Below are 18,534 nucleotides of genomic sequence, written 5' to 3'. Positions count from 1 at the left end.
CGGTGCGTTACCTGCGGTAACAGCAGTCTGTTACCGGCAGGTAGCCACTGTCAACCGGCCACCTCCGACGGCCGGAGTGTTACGTTGCGCGGGCGTCACGCAATCGCACGGGCGGGGAGACACGGCTCATGGAGAGCACACGGCAGACGGCGGCTCAGGTTCAGACCCAGCAGCGGTCCGCGGCGGACCAGCGGCGGCGGGAGCTGCTGGAGGCGGCCGACCGGGTCGTGCTCCGGGACGGCCCCAAGGCCTCGATGAACGCGATCGCCGCGGAGGCGGGCATCACCAAACCCATCCTCTACCGGCACTTCGGCGACAAGGGCGGGCTGTACCGGGCACTGGCCAAGCGTCATACCGACGCGCTGCTCGACGCGCTGCGGGCGGCGCTGGACGCGCCCGCGGAGCGCAGGCAGCGGGTCGAGGCGACCCTCGACACCTACCTCGCGGCGATCGAGGCGCGGCCCCAGGTCTACCGCTTCCTGATGCACCCCGCGGAGGAAGCGCCCCCCTCCGAGCAGGGCGAGCAGAACTTCGACGTCGGCCGCCACTCCGCCCCGCTGCTGCGCCGCCTCGGCGAGGAGCTCGCCAAAGTGATCGAGGACCGGGTGGACCTCGGCCCGGAGAGCCAGCGGCTCGCCCGCGTATGGGGCCACGGCATCGTCGGAATGATGCACGCGGCGGGCGACTGGTGGCTGGGCGAACGCCCCTGTTCACGGGATGAGTTGGTACGGAGTCTGGCGGATTTGCTGTGGGGGCGGTTGGCGGTGGCGGGTGACCGCGAGGGCGGAGCGGTGTTCTGACTCACTGGGGCTCCGCCCCAGACCCCGCTTACGGGGGCTCCGCCCCCGAACCCCCGCGCCTCAAACGCCGGCGAGGCTTGATTTGCGGCCCCGCGCGCCTCAAACGTCAGCGAGGCTGGGTTTGCGCCCCTCGCGTGTTCAAACGTCGGCGGGGCTGGATTGTGCAGCCCCGCGCGCCTCACACACCAGCGGAGCTGGACTTCCGGCCCCTGCGCCTCAAGCGCCGGCGAGGCTTGAGGGCAGCCTCATTGCCGGCGGGGCTGGGATGTGGGGCAGCCAAATCAAGCCCGTGGGGGCACCTCAGCGGTAGCTGGGGGAGCTTGAGGACACGGCCGAAGGCCGTACGGGGTCTGGGGGCCTGCCCCCAGTTACGGGAAGTGGGGCCCCACGCCCAGGGCTGGGGGGAGGGGTGAGGGGAACGCCCGCCGCGCGGCCCGCAGGGTGCGGGCGCGGCGCCAGCCGGTGAGGCGGTCGGGGTAGACCAGGCCGTCCAAGTGGTCGCACTCATGCTGCAGGCAGCGGGCGAAGAAGCCCGTGCCCGCCACCCGCACCGGCTCACCTTCCGCCGTGACCCCCTCCACCACAGCGTGGTCGAAGCGTTCCGTGGGGGCCTCCAGGCCAGGCAGGGACAGACAGCCCTCGGGCCCCCGGACGCGGACGCCGTCCGCCTGCACCAGGCGGGGGTTGACGATATGCCCGAGGTGGCGGACGTCCTCGTCGTCGGGGCAGTCGTAGACGAACACCCGCAGCCCCACGCCGACCTGGTTCGCCGCAAGCCCCACACCGTTCGCCGCGTACATCGTCGCGAACATGTCCTCGACCAGCCGGGACAGCTCGGGTCCGAAGTCCTCGACGGGTGCGCAGGGGGTGTGCAGCACGGGGTCCCCGTACAGGCCCATGGCCCTGACGAGTCCGGAACTGCCGGGGATCGGCCGGTTTCGCATGGCGATCAGCGTACGACCTCCACATCTCCCGCGACGCCGCGATTCGGGCGCTGGAGCGGACCTCGATAGGCTGAGCGCGGACCGACGCAAGGAGGATCAAGGACGATGTCAGGCAACTCGGAGCCCCTGACGCCGCGGGCGAAGCTGGCCGTGACGGCCGGCCGGGCCGCGGCCGCGGTGTCGCGCGCCGCGGGGCGCGGCAGCGGATCGGTGATCGGCGGCCGGGTCGCGCTCAAACTCGACCCGGATCTGCTGGGTCGGCTCGCGCAGCACCTGGACGTCGTCCTGGTGTCGGCGACCAACGGCAAGACCACCACGACCCGGCTGATCGCCGAGGCGCTGCGCGCCAGCGGCGAGGTGGTCTCCAATGCGCTGGGCGCGAATATGCCCGCGGGCATCACCTCCGCGCTGGCCGGCGGCTCGGACGCCAAGTACGGCGTGATCGAGGTCGATGAGAAGTACCTCTCGGGCGTCGCTCGCGATGTGACCCCGAAGGCCATCGCGCTGCTCAATCTCTCCCGCGACCAGCTCGACCGCGCCGCCGAGACCCGCATGCTGGCCGAGAAGTGGCGCGAGGGCCTGGCCGGCAACAAGGCCACGGTGATCGCCAACGCCGACGACCCGCTGGTGGTGTGGGCCGCGTCCTCCTCCCCGAACGTGGTGTGGGTCGCCGCCGGCCAGGAGTGGAAGGACGACGCCTGGTCCTGCCCCTCCTGCGGCGGTGTGATGCAGCGCCCGGGAGACGACTGGTTCTGCGGCGAGTGCGGCTTCCGCCGTCCCGCCCCGAGCTGGGTGCTCAGCGGGGACCATGTACTGGACCCGCACGGCAGCGCCTGGCCCATCCACCTTCAGCTGCCGGGCCGCGCCAACAAGGCCAACGCCGCCACCTCCGCCGCGGTCGCGGCCTGCTTCGGGGTGCCGCCGCAGGTCGCGCTGGAGCGCATGTACCAGGTGCAGGCCGTCGCGGGCCGCTATGACGTGGTCTCCTTCCTGGGCCGTGATCTGCGTCTCCTCCTCGCCAAGAACCCGGCGGGCTGGCTGGAGACCTTCTCCCTGATCGACCAGCCCCCGGCCCCGGTGATCCTGTCCGTCAACGCCCGCGGCGCCGACGGCACGGACACCTCCTGGCTCTGGGATGTCGACTACACCCGTCTCGCCGGGCACCCGATCTTCGTCATCGGCGACCGCAAGCTGGACCTGGCGGTCCGGCTGGAGGTCGCGGGACTGGACTTCCGGGTCTGCGAGAGCGTCGACGAGGCGGTGCAGCTCGCGCCGCCCGGACGCATCGAGGTGATCGCCAACTACACGGCCTTCCAGGATCTGCGCCGCCGGGTCGGCAACTGACGCCACGACGGCGAGGAGGACTTCACCCATGAGCGACAACAGCCTGCGTCTGGTCTGGGTCTACCCGGATCTGCTCAGCACCTACGGAGACCAGGGCAATGCCCTCGTCGTGGAGCGCCGCGCGCGCCAGCGCGGCCTGGACGTGGCGCGTCTGGACGTGCGCAGCGACCAGCCGGTGCCCACGTCCGGCGACATCTATCTCATCGGCGGCGGCGAGGACCGGCCGCAGCGGCTGGCCGCCGAGCGGCTGCGCCGTGACGGCGGGCTGAGCCGGGCCGCCGCCAACGGCGCGATCATCTTCTCGGTCTGCGCCGGCTACCAGATCCTGGGCCATGAGTTCATCAACGACCTCGGCGAGCGTGAGCCGGGCCTCGGCCTGCTGGATGTGGTCTCCACGCGCGGCGAGGGCGAGCGCTGCGTCGGAGATGTGCTGGCCGACATCGATCCGCGGCTCGGTCTGCCGCAGCTGACCGGTTTCGAGAACCACCAGGGCGTCACTCATGTCGGCCCTGCCGCCCGCCCCTTCGCTCGGGTGAAGCTGGGCCGGGGCAACGGCACGGGCGACGGCACGGAGGGCGCGTACAACGACACCGTGTTCGGCACGTATATGCACGGCCCGGTGCTGGCCCGCAATCCGCAGATCGCGGATCTGCTGCTCAAGCTGGCGCTGGACGTCAACGCGCTGCCGCCGGCGGACGACCGGTGGTACGAGGCGCTGCGCGCCGAGCGCATCGCGGCGGCGACGCAGCCCGTATGACGGCTGACATGCTCAGCTGAGCGACGTCCAGCAGTCGGACGCCCGGTTCGGCCCCGTCACCGTCCGCCGGTAGGGTGGCGGGGATCCAACCGGACGACGTGGTCCGGGTGTCGGCCCACGTTGCAAAGGTTTTCGGGCTATGCGCATTGGTGTGCTCACCTCCGGCGGCGACTGCCCCGGTCTGAACGCCGTCATCCGCTCCGTCGTGCACCGCGCCGTCGCCGACCACGGCGATGAGGTGATCGGCTTCCACGACGGCTGGAAGGGCCTGCTGGAGTGCGACTACCGCAAGCTCGACCTGGACGCGGTGGGCGGCATCCTGGCCCGCGGCGGCACGATCCTCGGCTCGTCCCGGGTGCAGCCCGCGCATCTGCGGGACGGCGTGGAGCGGGCCAGGGGGCATGTGGCCGAGCTGGGCCTGGACGCGATCATCCCGATCGGCGGCGAGGGCACCCTGAAGGCCGCCCATCTGCTCTCCGAGGCCGGGCTGCCCATCGTCGGCGTGCCCAAGACCATCGACAACGACATCGCCGTCACGGATGTGACCTTCGGCTTCGACACGGCGGTCGGCGTGGCGACCGAGGCGCTGGACCGGCTGAAGACGACCGCCGAGTCCCATCAGCGGGTGCTGATCGTCGAGGTCATGGGGCGGCACACCGGCTGGATCGCGCTGCACTCCGGCATGGCGGCGGGGGCGCACGCCATCGTGGTGCCGGAGCGGCCCTTCGACATCGAGGAGCTGACCGCCCGGGTCGGCGAGCGGTTCTCCGCGGGCAAGAAGTTCGCGATCGTCGTGGTCGCGGAGGGCGCGAAGCCCCGTGAGGGCACGATGCGCTGGGACGAGGGCGGCAAGGACATCTACGGGCATGAGCGGTTCGCGGGCGTGGCCCGTCAGCTCTCCGTCGAGCTGGAGCAGCGGCTCGGCAAGGAGGCCCGTCCGGTGATCCTGGGCCATGTGCAGCGCGGCGGCACGCCCACCGCGTACGACAGGGTGCTCGCCACCCGCTTCGGCTGGCATGCGGTGGAGGCCGCGCACCGCGGCGAGTTCGGCATGATGACGGCGCTGCGTGGCACGGACATCGTGATGGCGCCGCTGGCCAGGGCCGTGGAGACCCTCAAGACCGTCCCGGCGGAGCGGTACGCGGAGGCGGAGTGCGTGCTCTGAAGCGAGCGCGCGCCGTGAGACCCGTACACATCTGAAATTCGTACACATCTGAACGAACCGCCCCCGGTCGCCGACGCGATCGGGGGCGGTTCTACTCTGGTCCGGACAATTGGGCGCGGATGGGCCGCGCCCCGTGGAAGACGTCCTGGCGGGAGTGCAGAGATGGATCACAGCGGGCACGGCATGATGATGGATCTGCCGCCGTTCACGCTGGGACGGGGGCTTCAGTTCGCCCCGGACGCCTTCTTTCTGATCGGCTGTCTGCTCGCTCTCTTTCTGTACGGCTGGGGTGTGGCGCGGCTGCGGCGGCGCGGCGACTCCTGGCCGGTCAGCCGGACGGTGTTCTTCACGGCCGGCGTGCTGACCATCGCGCTGGTGATGTGCACCAAGCTCAATGAGTACGGCATGGTCATGTTTAGCGTGCATATGGTGCAGCACATGATCATCAGCATGCTGTCGCCGATCCTGCTCCTGCTCGGCGCTCCGGTCACCCTGGCGCTGCGCGCCCTGCCGGTCGCCGGGCGGGGCCGCAAGGGGCCGCGTGAGCTGCTGCTGGCGCTGCTGCACAGCCGCTATCTGCGGGTGATCACCCATCCCGCGTTCACGATTCCGATGTTCATCGCCAGCCTGTACGCGCTGTACTTCACCCCGCTCTTCGACTTCCTGATGGAGTCGAAGACCGGGCATGTGGCGATGATGGTGCACTTCCTGGCGGTGGGCCTGATCTTCTTCTGGCCGATCATGGGCGTGGACCCCGGTCCGCACCGGCCCGGCTATGTGATGCGGATGCTGGAGCTGTTCGCGGGCATGCCCTTCCACGCCTTCTTCGGCATCGCGCTGATGATGGCGAGCGAGCCGATGATCAGGACCTATGAGAACCCGCCGGCCTCGCTGGGGATCGACGCCCTGTCGGACCAGAACGCGGCGGGCGGCATCGCCTGGGCGTTCAGCGAGATTCCGTCGGTGCTGGTGCTGATCGCGCTGATCTACCAGTGGTACCACTCGGAGCAGCGGGCGGCCGTGCGCACGGACCGGGCGGCGGACCGGGACGGGGACAAGGAGCTTGAGGCGTACAACGCATACCTGGCGTCGCTGCAGGCCCGCAGCCAGTAGGGCAGAGCGGGTGGCGCACCGCCCCCCTTCCGGGCGACCATGGCTGGGAACGGCCGCGGCCGTCGGAGGAGGGCGGACATGTCCGGATCCACGAAAACGATGGGAGCGCTGACCGTCGGGTCACTGGTGGTCGTGACGGCCTACTCGGCGGCGCTCGGGAGCAACGGCTGGCTCTGGTTCGGCTGGTTCGTCCTGCTGATGGTCACGGTTGGGGTGATCGCGTCACGCTCCAGCACATGAGTTTCAGAACCGGAACACGGCTCCGGTCGCGGCATCCAGTTCACAGGGGTTCGGGTAGGTCTTCTGCCAGGCGACGGTCTGCCCCTTCCACACGCCGACAGCCCGGGCGGTCACCGGGTCGTACTCCTTGGTGCAGATCTGCGGGTCGCCGGGCAGCCGTGCGAAGTCGCCTTCGGCCTCGCTGACCGCCTCGCAGGCGCCCACGGCGTCCGGGTGCGGACCGCTCGGCTCGGGGTGGCAGGTCAGAAGCACCCCGCGCAGCCAGGTGCGCTCCGGGTCGGACACGGTCAGCCACAGTCCGGGGCGGCGGTCGGGCGGAGGGTCGGTCGCGGCGTGCCCGGCGGCGGTTCCGGCCGCGGTCGCGGTGACGGCGATGAGAGCGGCTGCGGCGAGGGAGACGCTGCGTTGCATCGTTCGTACTCCTCGTGGCTCGATCGGCACATCCAGGCAGCCCCCGCGTCCGGGCGGGTGCAAGCAGCCGCACCGTGGCGGCGGCCCCGCGGCTGGCGGAATCGCCCGTACGGACGTCCGCCGTGCTCGCCCGTGCGGCCGCGCGCTCCCTGGGCGTCCACCGCATCACCGCACCTCGCGTTCGCGGGCCGGGGCCTTTCTGGCGCCGCGGCGCAGGGCGAGGCCGGGGATGGCGAACCAGCACAGGACGAACCACAGCACCATGGCCATGACCAGCCATACGGCGAGGGAGTCGGCCAGCACCACCCGCAGAATCAGCAGCAGGGCCGACGCCATGGTGCACAGCAGGAGCACCAGCCCGACCAGCGTCAGCCGCGAGGCCCATTCGACGGTCTGCACCTTCAGCCTGCGGCCCGTGAGCAGCCGGTGGAAGGAGACGGGGCCGATCAGGACGCCGGTGGTCGCCGCCCCGAGCATGACGGTGACGACATAGATCGTGCGGTCGGTCTGGCTCAGCTCCGCGAAACGCGGATGGAACGCGACGGTGAGCAGAAAGCCGAAGAGAATCTGCACACCGGTCTGGACGACGCGCAGCTCCTGCAGGAGTTCGGCCCACAGGCGGTCGGCACGCTCCTCCGGCGTCTCGCGCCGGCCCCCGCTCAGCGGGCCTGACCTGCTCGCCTGCGGCATCACAGCGGCTCTCCCCTCAAGGCTCCCCGGGGGCTGTCGGGCCGCCGGGTACCCGTCCTGGGCGGAAACATGGCCGGGGTGCGGTTGGGTACTCGGTGTCCATGAGCACGATGAGCACACTGAGCAGTGTGGAGAACCTTGTGGCCGTCGAGCAGGCGGCCAAAGGCTTCCTGTCCGGGATCGCTCCGTTCGCCGTGGGGCTGGCCCTGATCGTTCTGCTGGCCGGCGCCACCTGGTGGGACCGCAGACGCAGGGAGCGGGAGTCCGCCTCGCCGACCCCGCAGGAGCAGCCGCACCCTCCCCCCCGGCAGACGCATATCGAGGAGCCCGGCCCGCATGCGCACACGGACTTCCCGCCTGACCGCCGGCTGTTCCCCTACGAGCTGAGGGGGCACGGCAACGAGGCGTACCCGCCGGAGGAGCCACCGCCGGAGCAGCGGGAGGAGGAGCCGCCCCCGGCCTCCGGGGAAGCTTCCGGAACAGCCCCCGGAGCAGCCTCCGGGACGGCATCCGGAACGGCTCAGAACGGCCCTGACGAGCGCGGGCGCGCCGCCCCGAGGTAGGCCTCCGCCTCGGCGACCGCCTCCTGGGGCGTGCGGCGGCCCATCAGCACGCACAGCGTGTAGGCGAGATCGTCCCGCCGGCGGCGTGTGTGCGGGTCCCGGGGCTCGGCCTCCGCCAGGCACTCCCACGCCCGGTACCGGTGGAGCAGGGCGCTGAGCAGCGCCTTGTCCGGCAGAAGCACGGCTGCCTCCCGATATGTGACCCCACTGCTGCTCCTCTCCCCCAGGACCGGCGAACGGGCCACGCCCGGTGGGGTCCTTTCCCAGGGGCTGGCTCCTCCACCTTGCGCCGGTCACCCTCTGTCCGCAATTCGGAACGGTGGGCAATGATCGTCAGTTATTCACATAATTGCGCATCTGAGGAGGTCAGCGGGTGTTTGCCGGGTTTTGCGGGTGGGCATCCGCCCAGTGCCGCCGCCGCAGAGCACACCGAGGGGCGGTACGCAGGAGGGCGTGATGACCGATCCGCGAGAAGCCCGTATCCACGCGGAACATGAGCGCGACAAGGCTGAGCAGCTGTTCCAGCGGGCACGCCAGTCCACCGACCCCCAAGAGGCCGAGCGGCTGCGCTACCGCGCGGAGCAGCTGCGGGAGCGGAGCGAGGCGGCGCTCCGCGCGACATCGCAGGACGAGCCCGGAGACATCCGGGGAGAAACACCAGGAGAGCAGCGCCGGTAAGCGACACGAGTGACGGCCGCCCTTTACCCGACCGATGCGAACGGGCAAAAAGGAATAATCTGGTGGGAAAGCTCTGGCGACGGTCCCGCTGCAGCCAGCAGCGCCGGCCTCACTGCCTTCACCCCCGGAGGCGCCCCATGGCCACCCGCGCGCTCGCAGCTCCACCCGAGAGTCCCGACCCGGTACGCCCGTCCAGCGCCGACGACGCACGGGCGCTGTCGACGTGCCTGTTCCAGCGGCTGCGCACGCTGGAACCCGGCACGCCCGACTACGCGTATGTGCGCGACACCCTCGTCGAGCTGAACCTCACCCTGGTGCGCTATGCGGCCTCCCGGTTCCGGCACCGCAGCGAGCCGCTGGAGGACATCATCCAGGTGGGCACCATCGGACTGATCAAGGCCATCGACCGGTTCGACGTGGACCGGGAGGTCGCCTTCTCCTCGTTCGCGCTGCCCACCATCGTCGGGGAGATCAAGCGGTTCTTCCGGGATGCGAGCTGGACCGTACGGGTGCCGCGGCGTCTGCAGGAGCTGCGCATCGACACCGCGAGGGCGTACGACACTCTGGAGCAGCGTCTGGAACGGCCGCCGACGACCGCGGAGTTGGCGGCACACCTGGGCATCAGCGAAGAGGCGGTCACGGAGGGGCAGCAGGCGGCCAACGGGTATGTCGTCCGCTCCCTGGACGCGCCCGACGACGGCGAGGACTCCTGTTCCGGTTCGCTGGAGCGCCGGCTGGGCGAGGAGGACCACGCTTTTGACGTCATCGAGTGCCTGGAGTCGCTGCGTCCGCTGGTGGCCGGGCTGACCCCGCGGGACCGCGCCATCCTGTCGATGCGCTTCGGCGAGGAGCTGACGCAGTCGGAGATCGGGGCGCGGCTGGGGCTGTCGCAGATGCATGTGTCACGGCTGCTGGCGCGCACCCTGTCGACCCTGCGGGCCGGGCTGCTGGAGGACGGCCCGCCGCAGGCGCCGTGCCCGCAGAGCGACGCCTCGCCGGACGGCGGGCAGGCCGCCGACGACGCCGCGGACGGGCAGGCGGCCCGCGAGACCCAGGCGGCCCGGGTGGCCCGGGTGGCTCGGGCGGCCGGCTGAACGGTCTGCCGCCCGCCTCGGCGCGTGCCGGACGGCCCGCGCCCGCCGATCAGTCTCCGGCCGCCGCGTACCAGACCGTGGTGATGTTGCAGAACTCGCGGATGCCGTGGCCCGACAGCTCACGCCCGTACCCCGAGCGCTTCACCCCGCCGAACGGGAACGCCGGGTGCGAGGCCGTCATGCCGTTGAAGAAGACGCCGCCCGCCTCCAGATCCCTCGAACAGCGCCGGATCTCGTCCTCGTCACGCGTCCAGACGTTGGAGCTCAGCCCGAAAGGGCTGTCGTTGGCGACGGCGAGCGCCTCGTCGAGGTCCGCGGCCCGGTAGAGGGCCGCCACCGGGCCGAAGGCCTCCTCACGGTGGATCCGCATCCGCGGAGTGATCCCGGACAGCACGGTCGGCTCGTAGTACCAGCCGGCGTCACGGCCTGGTGGCCGCCGTGCGCCGCACAGGGCGTTCGCCCCGCCGCGCAGCGCGTCGTCCACCAGCTCCTCCAGATCGGCGCGGCCCTTCTCGGTGGCCAGCGGCCCCACGTCGGTGGTGTCGTCGAGGGGGTCGCCGACCTTCAGCGCACGCATGCCTGCGGTGAAGCGCTCCGCGAAGGCGTCGTACACCTCGGTGTGCACGATAAACCGTTTGGCGGCGATGCAGGACTGGCCGTTGTTCTGCACCCGGGCGGTCACCGCCGTGCTCGCCGCCTTGTCGAGGTCCGCGGACGGCAGCACCACGAAGGGGTCAGAACCGCCCAGTTCCAGAACCGTCTTCTTCACCTCGTCGCCCGCGATGGCGGCGACGGAGCGGCCGGCCGGCTCGCTCCCGGTCAGGGTGGCGGCCGCCACCCGGTCGTCGCGCAGGACGCCCTCCACCGCGCCCGAGCCCACCAGCAGCGTCTGGAAGCAGCCTTCGGGGAAGCCCGCGCGGCGGAACAGCTCCTCCAGATACAGGGCGGTCTGCGGCACGTTGGAGGCGTGCTTGAGAAGCCCGGCGTTGCCCGCCATCAGGGCGGGCGCGGCGAACCGCACGACCTGCCACAGCGGGAAGTTCCACGGCATGACGGCGAGGATCACGCCCAGCGGCCGGTAGCGCACCACGGCCCCGGAGGCGCCGGAGTCCTTCACATCGCTCTCGTGCGGATACTCGTCCGCCAGCAGATCCGCCGCCCTGCCGGCGTACCAGCGCATCGCCTTCGCGCACTTGGCCGCCTCTGCGCGGGCCGCCGTCACCGGCTTGCCCATCTCTGCGGTCATCAGCCGGGCGACGTTCTCCCGGTCGGCGTCCAGCAGACCGGCCGCCTGGGTGAGCAGTCTCGCGCGCTGCTCGATCGGAGTGGTGCGATAGCCCTGGAACGCCGCGGCGGCGGCCGCCACCCGGCTTTCGATCTCCTCCGGTCCATGCTCCCGGAACGTCTTGAGGGTTTCCCCGGTGGCGGGGTTCACGGTTGCGATGGGCATGGCCTCAAGCCTCCTCGGTGCCGATACGGCGACCCTCGCGTGACGACGACCCACCCGCAACACGGCGGCGCGCCCACAGGCCGGAAGGGCCTGCCCGCAGCCCGAAAGGGCCGTGCCCACAGGCAGGAAAGTCCCTCAGCGCACCACCGCCGTCTCCACGAGCAGCTCGACCGCCGCGGCGACGGCGTCCGCGTCGATGCCGGCCTCCCTGAGCTGCTCCTCGGGCGTCGCCGAGCCGGGCATATGCCGTACGGCAAGCCGCACCAGCCGCGGCATGGGCCGCCCGTCGGAGAAGACCTCGGCGACGGCGTCGCCGACGCCGCCCTCGGGCCGATGGTCCTCGACGGTCACCAGACAGCCCGTGTCGGACGCGGCGGCGTGCAGGACGGCCGCGTCGGCCGGCTTGACGCAGTAGAGGTCGATGACGCGTACGGGGATGCCGGCCTCGCCCAGCCGGTCGGCGGCCTTGAGGCACTCGTGGACGGCGACGCCCGCCGCGACCAGCGTCACCCGGTCCGCCCCGGAGTGCCGCAGCACCTTGCTGCCGCCGATGGGGAAGTGCTCGTCGGGGCCGTAGAGCACAGGGGTCTTGCCGCGCATCGTGCGCAGATAGCGGATGCCGTCGAGGTCCGCCATCGCCGCCACGAGCCGTGCGGTCTGATTGGCGTCGCACGGCTGGAGCACCGTGCTGCCGTGCACCGACCGGAACATCGCAAGGTCTTCGAGGCCCATCTGAGAGGGCCCGTCCTGGCCTACGGCGACGCCCGCGTGGGAGCCCACCAGACACAGCGAGGCCCGCCCGACGGCCGCCATCCGGATGAAGTCGTGCGCCCGCGTGAGGAAGGCGGCGAACGACGAGGCGTACGGCAGGAATCCACGCGCCTGCAGCCCGACCGCGGCCGCCGTCATCTGCTGCTCGGCGACATAGCACTCGAAGAAGCGGTCGGGGTGCTCCTCGGCGAAGAACTGCGTGCGTGTGGAGTCGCTGACCTCGCCGTCCAGGGCCACCACATCACGCCGTACGGCCCCGAGAGCGGCGAGCGCCCTGCCGTACGCGTCACGGGTGGCGACCTCCTCCCCGACATCGTACCGGGGAAGCTCCGGCTCGCCAGGGGCGGCGGGCGCCGTGGCGGGCACGGCCGGGGGCGCGGCTGCCTCGACCCGCAGCGAACGGCGTCCGCCCAGCTCCGCGATGGCGGACTCCGCGTCCTGGAGGGGCTTGCCGTGCATGCCCTCGCGGTCCTCCACGGACGCCACGCCGCGGCCCTTGCGGGTGGCGGCCAGAATCGCCGTGGGCCGTCCCCCGGTGGTGGTGGCCTCTTCGAAGGCGCGGTCGACGGCCGTGACGTCATGGCCGTCGACCTCGACGGTATGCCAGCCGAAGGCCCGCAGCCGCCGGGCGTAGGCGTCCAGATCGTGCTGGTGGCGGGTGGGGCCGCGCTGGCCCAGCCGGTTCACGTCGACGATCAGGGTGAGCGCGTCCAGCCGCTCCGCGCCCGCGTACTCGACGGCCTCCCAGACCGAGCCCTCCGTCATCTCGCTGTCGCCGGACAGCACCCACACCCGGTAGGGGATCTTCTCCAGGCGCTGGGCCGCGAGCGCCATGCCGACGGCTGCCGGCAGCCCCTGGCCGAGCGACCCGGTGGCCACGTCCACCCACGGCAGCCGGGGCGTGGGGTGGCCCTCCAGCCTGCTGCCGTGCCCGCGGTAGGTGCGCAGCTCCTCCTCGCCGACCGCGCCCGCCGCCCGGTACATGGCGTACAGCAGCGGCGAGGCATGCCCCTTGGAGAAGATCAGCCGGTCGTTTCCCGGATGGTCGGGGCGGCTGAAGTCATAGCGCAGATGGTGCGCCAGCAGGACCGCGACAAGTTCGGCGGCGGACATCGAGGACGTGGGGTGGCCCGAGCCGGCCAGGTCGGCGACGCGGACGGCGTCCACCCTGAGCTGCTGGGCCAGCTCGGTCAGAGCGAGCGCGCCGGCGGCGCCGCCGCTCTCGCGCGGATCGGTGGCGGTCATATCACTCCTCGGGCTGGATCAACTCCGGTGAGCAGGACAGCGCGGGTCAGGGACACACGGCGAAGGATGACGATGCGTGATCGGGCGGTGTGCGCTCTGCTCACCAGCGGCTCCCCCGTACACCTCGGAGGGATGGGCTGTCCGCGTGCCCAGGAGCGCGCCCCCCAAACAGCTCCGTACGGGCCCCGGCTCGGCTCGCCAAGGCGCGGGTGCGGCGCGAGGCTGGAGACGGAAGGAAGGGAAGGGAAGTGCAGTGATCAGCACACACGATTTCGCACCGGAGGTCGTCGTCACGCTCAGCGGCTGCAGCAAGGAGGACGCCGGCGCCGTCTTCGAGGTGCTGCGCCGGAACTTCGCCTCGGACCGGGCGGCGGACGACGTCCCGCAGGAGGTGGTGGAGGGACACCCGACGGTATGGACCGGCACCTTCGAGGTCGCCCCGCCCGCCTCACCCGGCCCGCCCCCCGGCGCGGTGCCCCTGCACGCGGCCGTGACGGCCGAGGTCCAGGGCGGCTACTGGGCGGTGGACCGGCTGCGGGAGGCGCTGGACTCGGCGTTCCGGGTGACGGACGAGGGTATGGCCGCGGGTGACCAGGAGAAGGACGTCCAGCTGAGACTGGAGTCGCGGGGCGCGGAGGGCTGACCGGCGCTTGAGGACCGGGGGGTCTGGGGGCGGAGCCCCCAGTTGCCCTCCCTAGCGCGACTGCCGCGCCAGCGTTCTGATGATCTCCGCCGCGCTGGTGTACGACCCCTGCGCCGGAAGCGCGTTCACCATGCGTATCAGCCGGTCAGGCGCATGCCTCTCGGTGAGAATCCGTACGAGGTCGACGCGGGTGGCGGGGAACGCCGTCCGCCCGAGGTGCCGGCCCAGCTCGGTCTCCAGCGTGTGCGCGGGCTGCAGGAACTCCCACGCGCCGATCGGGCCCGACGCGATGTCGGGGTCGTCGTCCGCGGCGGGCTCCACATCGTGCCACTCCTCCGCGCGGGTGGGGTGGCCGGAACGGAGCAGGCCCTGCAGCTCATGCTTCATCTCTTCGTCCTTGTGGACGCTGAGCCGGTTGCTGCCTCGCTGCATGTCACCCTCCTCGATCTCCTCGACGGTCGGGTTCGCTGTATGTACCCAATCCTGCGCGTATCACGCAAACCGTGCACGGCGATGGCGGGGGGGGCGCGCCCCATGCAGTTGATCGTTCTCAGGGGGACCCGCTGACGACGGGGCGGTCGCCCCACCCGGCATGGGCGATCAGGTCGTGCCAGTCGGGCAGCGCGCCGTCGGGCAGCGCGCGGCGCAGGATCTGGCCGGGGAAGCTGAGGGGGCTGGCCTTGGCGGGGTTGGCGAGCGCCTGCCGGGTGATCAGCTCCGTCATCGCGTAGGCGAGGTTTTCGCGGGGAAAGGCGGCATGGACACGGTCGGCGAAGCCGCGGGGCAGCTGCTCCTTGTCGCGGCCCAGGGCGTCGGCGGCGATGCCCGCCTGGGCCAGGGCGGCCTCCGGGCCTTTGCGGGAGGCGATGCCGTCCGAGGTGTGCAGGGCGATCGCGTCCCACACCACGGAGACGGCCTGCTCGTCGACGCCGTGGTCGCGCAGAAAGCGGGCGGCCAGGTCGGCGCCGTCCACCTCGAACCGCTGGTCGCCATTGCCCTGCTCGGACAGCCCGAGGTCGTGCAGAACACAGCTGACAAACAGCAGTTCGTCGTCGTAGTCCGCCCCGGCGGCCAGCCCGCGGCAGCCGGCGAGCGCCTGGGCGAAGAGATAGCCGCGCACGCTGTGCCGGAAGATCACGGCGGGTTCCGCCTCCTCGGCGAAACGCAGCGCGCTGCGGGCCAGCTCCGTGCGGGGCAGGTCGAAGCCGTCGTACACGGCGGGCAGGGCAGAAACCACGGGGAGAACTCCTTGTGCGATCAGGGGAACGATCTCGATCCTGCGGCCCTTGTGCGACCCCGGCCAGTGGCCATCGTGCCCCTGTCCGCTAAATTCTGGCCATGTCTGTGGTGGCTGTTCTCGCGCTCGACGGCGTTGTCCCCTTCGAGCTGTCCGTGCCGGGCCAGGTGTTCGGGACCGCCAATCAGGCGGCCGGGGCCGCGCACTATGAGATCCGCGTCTGCGCCCCGGGCGGGGCGGTGACCACATCGGCCGGGCACGGCGCGTTCCGGATACGCACGTCCCATGGTCTGGAAGGGCTCGACGGGGCTGGCACCGTCGTCATCCCCGGCCACGACGGCTTCCTCACCCCGCCGTCCCGCCCGGTGATCGAGGCGCTCCTGCATGCGGCCGGGCGCGGGGCCCGTCTGGCCTCGGTGTGCATCGGGGCCTTCACCCTGGCCGCCACCGGGCTGCTGGACGGGCGGCGGGCCACCACCCACTGGCAGTACGCCGGTGAACTGGCCCGCCGCCATCCGAACATCGAGGTCGACGCGAGCGTCCTCTTCATCGACCATGAGCATCTGATCACCTCAGCGGGGGTGGCCGCGGGGCTCGATCTGTTTCTGCATCTCGTCCGGCGCGACCTCGGCGCGGATCTCGCGGCCGCCACCGCCCGCCGTGTCGTCATGCCCCTGCAACGCGACGGCGGCCAGGCCCAGTACATCGAGCACCCCCGCCCCGAGGCCCGCTCCCCGGGGCTCCAGCCGGTCCTGCACTGGATGGAGGCCAATCTCCACCGGCCCCTCACCCTCAAGGACATCGCCGACCACACCGCGGTCAGCGTGCGCAGCCTGAACCGGCACTTCCGGGCCCAGACCGGCACCACCCCCCTGCAGTGGCTGCTGCGCGCCCGCATTCACCGTGCCCAGCAGCTGCTGGAGACGAGCGATCTGTCCATCGAGCAGATCGCCGCCCGCGCCGGGTTCGGCTCCCCCTCCACGCTGCGCCACCACTTCACCCGTCACACCGGCACCTCCCCCCACGCCTATCGCACCGCCTTTCAGCAGCGGGCATGACCGGAGAAACGTCTCCAGCGACGCTGTACGGGCAGACGCCCACCCTGGGACAGAATTGTCTGATTATTCGTCAGGAGCGCACAGCGCCAGAGGCCCGTCCACTCGAGCAGGGAGCAAGCCGTGTTCTACTACGTGCTCAAATACGTCCTCCTGGGCCCGCTGCTGCGGCTGCTGTTCCGGCCGAGGATCGAAGGGCTTGAACATCTGCCCGCGGAGGGCGCGGCGATCGTGGCGGGCAACCATCTGTCGTTCTCGGACCACTTCCTGATGCCGGCGATCATCCGCCGGCGCATCACCTTTCTGGCCAAGGCGGAGTACTTCACCGGTCCGGGGGTCAAGGGGCGGCTGACCGCGGCCTTCTTCCGCAGTGCGGGACAGATCCCGGTGGACCGCTCCGGCAAGGAGGCGGGGCAGGCGGCCATCCGGGAGGGGCTGAAGGTGCTCGGCAGGAAGGAGCTGCTCGGCATCTATCCGGAGGGCACCCGCTCCCACGACGGCCGGCTCTACAAGGGGAAGGTCGGAGTGGCGGTGATGGCGCTGAAGGCGGGTGTGCAGGTGGTCCCCTGCGCCATGGTGGGGACCTTTGAGATCCAGCCGCCGGGTCAGGTGCTGCCCAGGGTCAAGCGGGTCACGGTGCGGTTCGGCGAACCGCTGGACTTCTCCCGCTATGCGGGCATGGAGAACGAGAAGGCCGCTCTGCGGGCGGTCACCGACGAGATCATGTACGCGATTCTCCGGCTGTCGGGGCAGGAGTACGTCGACCGGTACGCCGCCGAGGTGAAGGCGGAGCTGGAGGCGGCGAAGAAGGCATCCCGGCACAGGAGCTGACCGTGTCGCCGGCACCCGGGGTCACGGCGTCGCGTCCAGTGCCTCCAGCACCTCCGCGAGCACCTCGTCCAGCACGCGCCGCAGCTCACGGGCGTCGGGTGCGGCGGCCGTGACCAGCAGGCCCGGCCCGGCGAGCGGGGCGAGCACCGCGGATTCGCCCAGCAGCCGCGGCTCTGCGGGCTTCTCCTCCAGCGCCGGGTCCACGAGCAGGAGCTGGCCCGCGGCCCGCAGACCGCCGAGGACCGCGGGGCCGTCCCAGCCGCCGGGCGCGCCGGGGCCGTAACGCAGCTCCTGGTCGAGCAGGGGCCGGCCGGCGCGGCGGACGGCCAGCCGGGTGGCGAGGGCGCCGGGCTCCTCGCCGTACCGCCCGAGGATCTGCTCTTCGCGCAGCACCAGCCGGGCGGCAGCCGCCAGCTCCACGCGGGTGTGCATCCGCAGGTCGCTGCCGGCGGCCGAGATGAGCTGCTCCGGCAGCCAGCGCAGTTCGGCGTCCTCGCCCACGGTCAGGTTCACGTCGTAGCGGGCTGGTTCCCGGGTCCGGCCAGGCAGGGCGAGGGTCGCGGCGGCGGAGTCGACGGTGAGCCGCGCCCCGTCGCGTACCTCCGTGACGATGGCGAGCCGGTCGCCGCCGAGCGGTGCGCTCATCGCTCCGACGACGGTGACGCGGGTGTGCGGGCGCGGGCCGCTTGCGCGGGAGTACGGGCCGGTCGCGCGGGTGCGGCGCAGCGCGAGGGGGCCTTCGCCGCGGAGCACGGGCAGGCCGTCGCGCTCGGCGACGATGCGGGCTGTGGCGTCGAGGCTCATGCGGTCCAGTCGGCGAGCCTGGCGCGCACCCAGTCGGCGACGGGCGCGACGCCGTCCTCGCCCCGCAGGGAGGTGAAGGCCACGGGGAGCGCGCCCCGCTGTTCCTTGGCGTCGCGCTCCATGCGGCCGAGGTCGGAGCCGACGTGGGGCGCCAGATCCGTCTTGTTGATCACCAGCAGGTCGGCGGTGGTGACGCCGGGGCCGCCCTTGCGCGGGATGTCGTCGCCGCCGGCGACGTCGATGACGAAGATCTGGGCGTCGACGAGGCCCTTGGAAAAGGTCGCGGTGAGGTTGTCGCCCCCCGATTCGACCAGGATGAGGTCGAGGGGGCCGACGGTTTCCTCCAGTTCTTCGACGGCTTCGAGGTTGGCGGAGATGTCGTCGCGGATGGCGGTGTGCGGGCAGGCGCCGGTCTCCACGGCCTGGATGCGCTCCGGCGGCAGCACCGCGTTGCGGAGCAGGAACTCGGCGTCCTCGCGGGTGTAGATGTCGTTGGTGACGACGGCGATGGAGAGCCGGTCGCGCAGGGCGCGGCAGAGCGCGGCCACGGTTGCGGTCTTGCCTGAGCCGACGGGTCCGCCGAGACCGATCCGCAGGGCGCGCCGGGCGCCGTCGGGCCGTATGGCGTCGGCGCTGACGGCTGTGGTGGCGTCGTGGTCGTGACCGAGGTGCATGGTGCGGCTCCTGTCGGTTGAGTGT

General features: G+C 71.7%; 22 protein-coding genes. 12 read left to right on the top strand and 10 right to left on the bottom strand.

Going from position 1 to position 18,534, the window contains the following annotated elements:
* Positions 1–128: 128 nt before the first annotated feature.
* Complete coding sequence (locus OF819_RS11385) at positions 129–800, top strand: TetR family transcriptional regulator (RefSeq protein WP_267243324.1); 672 nt, start codon at positions 129–131, stop codon at positions 798–800.
* A gap of 368 nt (positions 801–1,168) precedes the next feature.
* On the opposite strand, the gene def is transcribed toward OF819_RS11385, so the two are convergent.
* Entirely contained in the window at positions 1,169–1,744 is a 576-nt protein-coding gene (gene def, locus OF819_RS11380) for a peptide deformylase (RefSeq protein ID WP_267243323.1), read from the bottom strand.
* Positions 1,745–1,849: 105 nt separating this feature from the next.
* On the opposite strand from def, the gene OF819_RS11375 reads away from it, so the two are divergent.
* The 5 genes from OF819_RS11375 (at position 1,850) to OF819_RS11355 (ending at position 6,363) form a co-directional block, all read left to right on the top strand.
* Positions 1,850–3,088: a Mur ligase family protein gene (locus OF819_RS11375; protein ID WP_267243322.1), complete on the top strand. Its 1,239-nt coding sequence runs from the start codon at positions 1,850–1,852 to the stop codon at positions 3,086–3,088.
* 28 nt (positions 3,089–3,116) lie between these two features.
* On the top strand, positions 3,117–3,845 hold the full coding sequence (locus OF819_RS11370; RefSeq protein WP_267243321.1) for a type 1 glutamine amidotransferase: 729 nt from the start codon (positions 3,117–3,119) through the stop codon (positions 3,843–3,845).
* A 139-nt stretch (positions 3,846–3,984) separates the two neighbouring features.
* On the top strand, positions 3,985–5,010 hold the full coding sequence (locus tag OF819_RS11365) for a 6-phosphofructokinase (RefSeq protein WP_267243320.1): 1,026 nt from the start codon (positions 3,985–3,987) through the stop codon (positions 5,008–5,010).
* 162 nt (positions 5,011–5,172) lie between these two features.
* Complete coding sequence (locus OF819_RS11360; RefSeq protein ID WP_267243319.1) at positions 5,173–6,123, top strand: cytochrome c oxidase assembly protein; 951 nt, start codon at positions 5,173–5,175, stop codon at positions 6,121–6,123.
* Between the two features lie 78 nt (positions 6,124–6,201).
* Positions 6,202–6,363, top strand: a complete 162-nt coding sequence (locus OF819_RS11355; protein ID WP_267243318.1) for a hypothetical protein — start codon at positions 6,202–6,204, stop codon at positions 6,361–6,363.
* Between the two features lie 3 nt (positions 6,364–6,366).
* On the opposite strand, the gene OF819_RS11350 is transcribed toward OF819_RS11355, so the two are convergent.
* Together OF819_RS11350 and OF819_RS11345 are read right to left on the bottom strand one after the other, a co-directional pair.
* A complete protein-coding gene (locus tag OF819_RS11350; RefSeq protein ID WP_267243317.1) occupies positions 6,367–6,774 on the bottom strand; it encodes a subtilase-type protease inhibitor in 408 nt (135 codons plus the stop codon).
* Positions 6,775–6,939: 165 nt separating this feature from the next.
* A complete protein-coding gene (locus tag OF819_RS11345; RefSeq protein ID WP_267243316.1) occupies positions 6,940–7,464 on the bottom strand; it encodes a DUF6328 family protein in 525 nt (174 codons plus the stop codon).
* 101 nt (positions 7,465–7,565) lie between these two features.
* On the opposite strand from OF819_RS11345, the gene OF819_RS11340 reads away from it, so the two are divergent.
* Positions 7,566–8,027 (top strand): DUF6479 family protein, encoded by a 462-nt coding sequence (locus tag OF819_RS11340; protein ID WP_267243315.1) that lies wholly within the window; start codon positions 7,566–7,568, stop codon positions 8,025–8,027.
* On the opposite strand, the gene OF819_RS11335 is transcribed toward OF819_RS11340, so the two are convergent.
* On the bottom strand, positions 7,985–8,209 hold the full coding sequence (locus tag OF819_RS11335) for a DUF5133 domain-containing protein (protein WP_267243314.1): 225 nt from the start codon (positions 8,207–8,209) through the stop codon (positions 7,985–7,987). The genes OF819_RS11340 and OF819_RS11335 overlap by 43 nt on opposite strands.
* 274 nt (positions 8,210–8,483) lie before the next feature.
* Between OF819_RS11335 and OF819_RS11330 the strand changes: the two genes are divergently transcribed.
* Entirely contained in the window at positions 8,484–8,705 is a 222-nt protein-coding gene (locus tag OF819_RS11330) for a DUF6381 family protein (protein WP_267243313.1), read from the top strand.
* 137 nt (positions 8,706–8,842) lie between these two features.
* Complete coding sequence (locus tag OF819_RS11325) at positions 8,843–9,799, top strand: SigB/SigF/SigG family RNA polymerase sigma factor (protein ID WP_267243312.1); 957 nt, start codon at positions 8,843–8,845, stop codon at positions 9,797–9,799.
* Positions 9,800–9,848: 49 nt separating this feature from the next.
* Here the strand turns inward: OF819_RS11325 and OF819_RS11320 are convergent, their stop codons facing one another.
* On the bottom strand, positions 9,849–11,249 hold the full coding sequence (locus OF819_RS11320; protein WP_267243311.1) for an NADP-dependent succinic semialdehyde dehydrogenase: 1,401 nt from the start codon (positions 11,247–11,249) through the stop codon (positions 9,849–9,851).
* 135 nt (positions 11,250–11,384) lie between these two features.
* Positions 11,385–13,265: a transketolase gene (locus OF819_RS11315; RefSeq protein ID WP_267243310.1), complete on the bottom strand. Its 1,881-nt coding sequence runs from the start codon at positions 13,263–13,265 to the stop codon at positions 11,385–11,387.
* Between the two features lie 253 nt (positions 13,266–13,518).
* On the opposite strand from OF819_RS11315, the gene OF819_RS11310 reads away from it, so the two are divergent.
* A complete protein-coding gene (locus OF819_RS11310) occupies positions 13,519–13,908 on the top strand; it encodes a hypothetical protein (protein WP_267243309.1) in 390 nt (129 codons plus the stop codon).
* Positions 13,909–13,959: 51 nt separating this feature from the next.
* Here the strand turns inward: OF819_RS11310 and OF819_RS11305 are convergent, their stop codons facing one another.
* Together OF819_RS11305 and OF819_RS11300 are read right to left on the bottom strand one after the other, a co-directional pair.
* Entirely contained in the window at positions 13,960–14,340 is a 381-nt protein-coding gene (locus OF819_RS11305) for a DUF2795 domain-containing protein (protein ID WP_267243308.1), read from the bottom strand.
* 118 nt (positions 14,341–14,458) lie between these two features.
* On the bottom strand, positions 14,459–15,145 hold the full coding sequence (locus OF819_RS11300) for an HD domain-containing protein (protein ID WP_267243307.1): 687 nt from the start codon (positions 15,143–15,145) through the stop codon (positions 14,459–14,461).
* Positions 15,146–15,246: 101 nt separating this feature from the next.
* Between OF819_RS11300 and OF819_RS11295 the strand changes: the two genes are divergently transcribed.
* Together OF819_RS11295 and OF819_RS11290 are read left to right on the top strand one after the other, a co-directional pair.
* Entirely contained in the window at positions 15,247–16,203 is a 957-nt protein-coding gene (locus OF819_RS11295; protein WP_267243306.1) for a GlxA family transcriptional regulator, read from the top strand.
* A 120-nt stretch (positions 16,204–16,323) separates the two neighbouring features.
* Positions 16,324–17,031, top strand: coding sequence for a lysophospholipid acyltransferase family protein (locus OF819_RS11290; protein ID WP_267243305.1), 708 nt, complete (start codon positions 16,324–16,326; stop codon positions 17,029–17,031).
* A gap of 21 nt (positions 17,032–17,052) precedes the next feature.
* On the opposite strand, the gene OF819_RS11285 is transcribed toward OF819_RS11290, so the two are convergent.
* On the bottom strand, positions 17,053–17,835 hold the full coding sequence (locus OF819_RS11285; protein ID WP_267243304.1) for an urease accessory protein UreD: 783 nt from the start codon (positions 17,833–17,835) through the stop codon (positions 17,053–17,055).
* A complete protein-coding gene (gene ureG / locus OF819_RS11280; RefSeq protein ID WP_267243303.1) occupies positions 17,832–18,509 on the bottom strand; it encodes an urease accessory protein UreG in 678 nt (225 codons plus the stop codon). Before ureG ends, OF819_RS11285 begins: the two co-directional genes overlap by 4 nt.
* Positions 18,510–18,534 lie beyond the last annotated feature (25 nt).

The sequence above is a fragment of the Streptomyces sp. PR69 genome (genome assembly GCF_026420845.1).
Lineage (GTDB): Bacteria > Actinomycetota > Actinomycetes > Streptomycetales > Streptomycetaceae > Streptomyces.
This window is presented reverse-complemented; position numbering and strand designations above follow the sequence as displayed.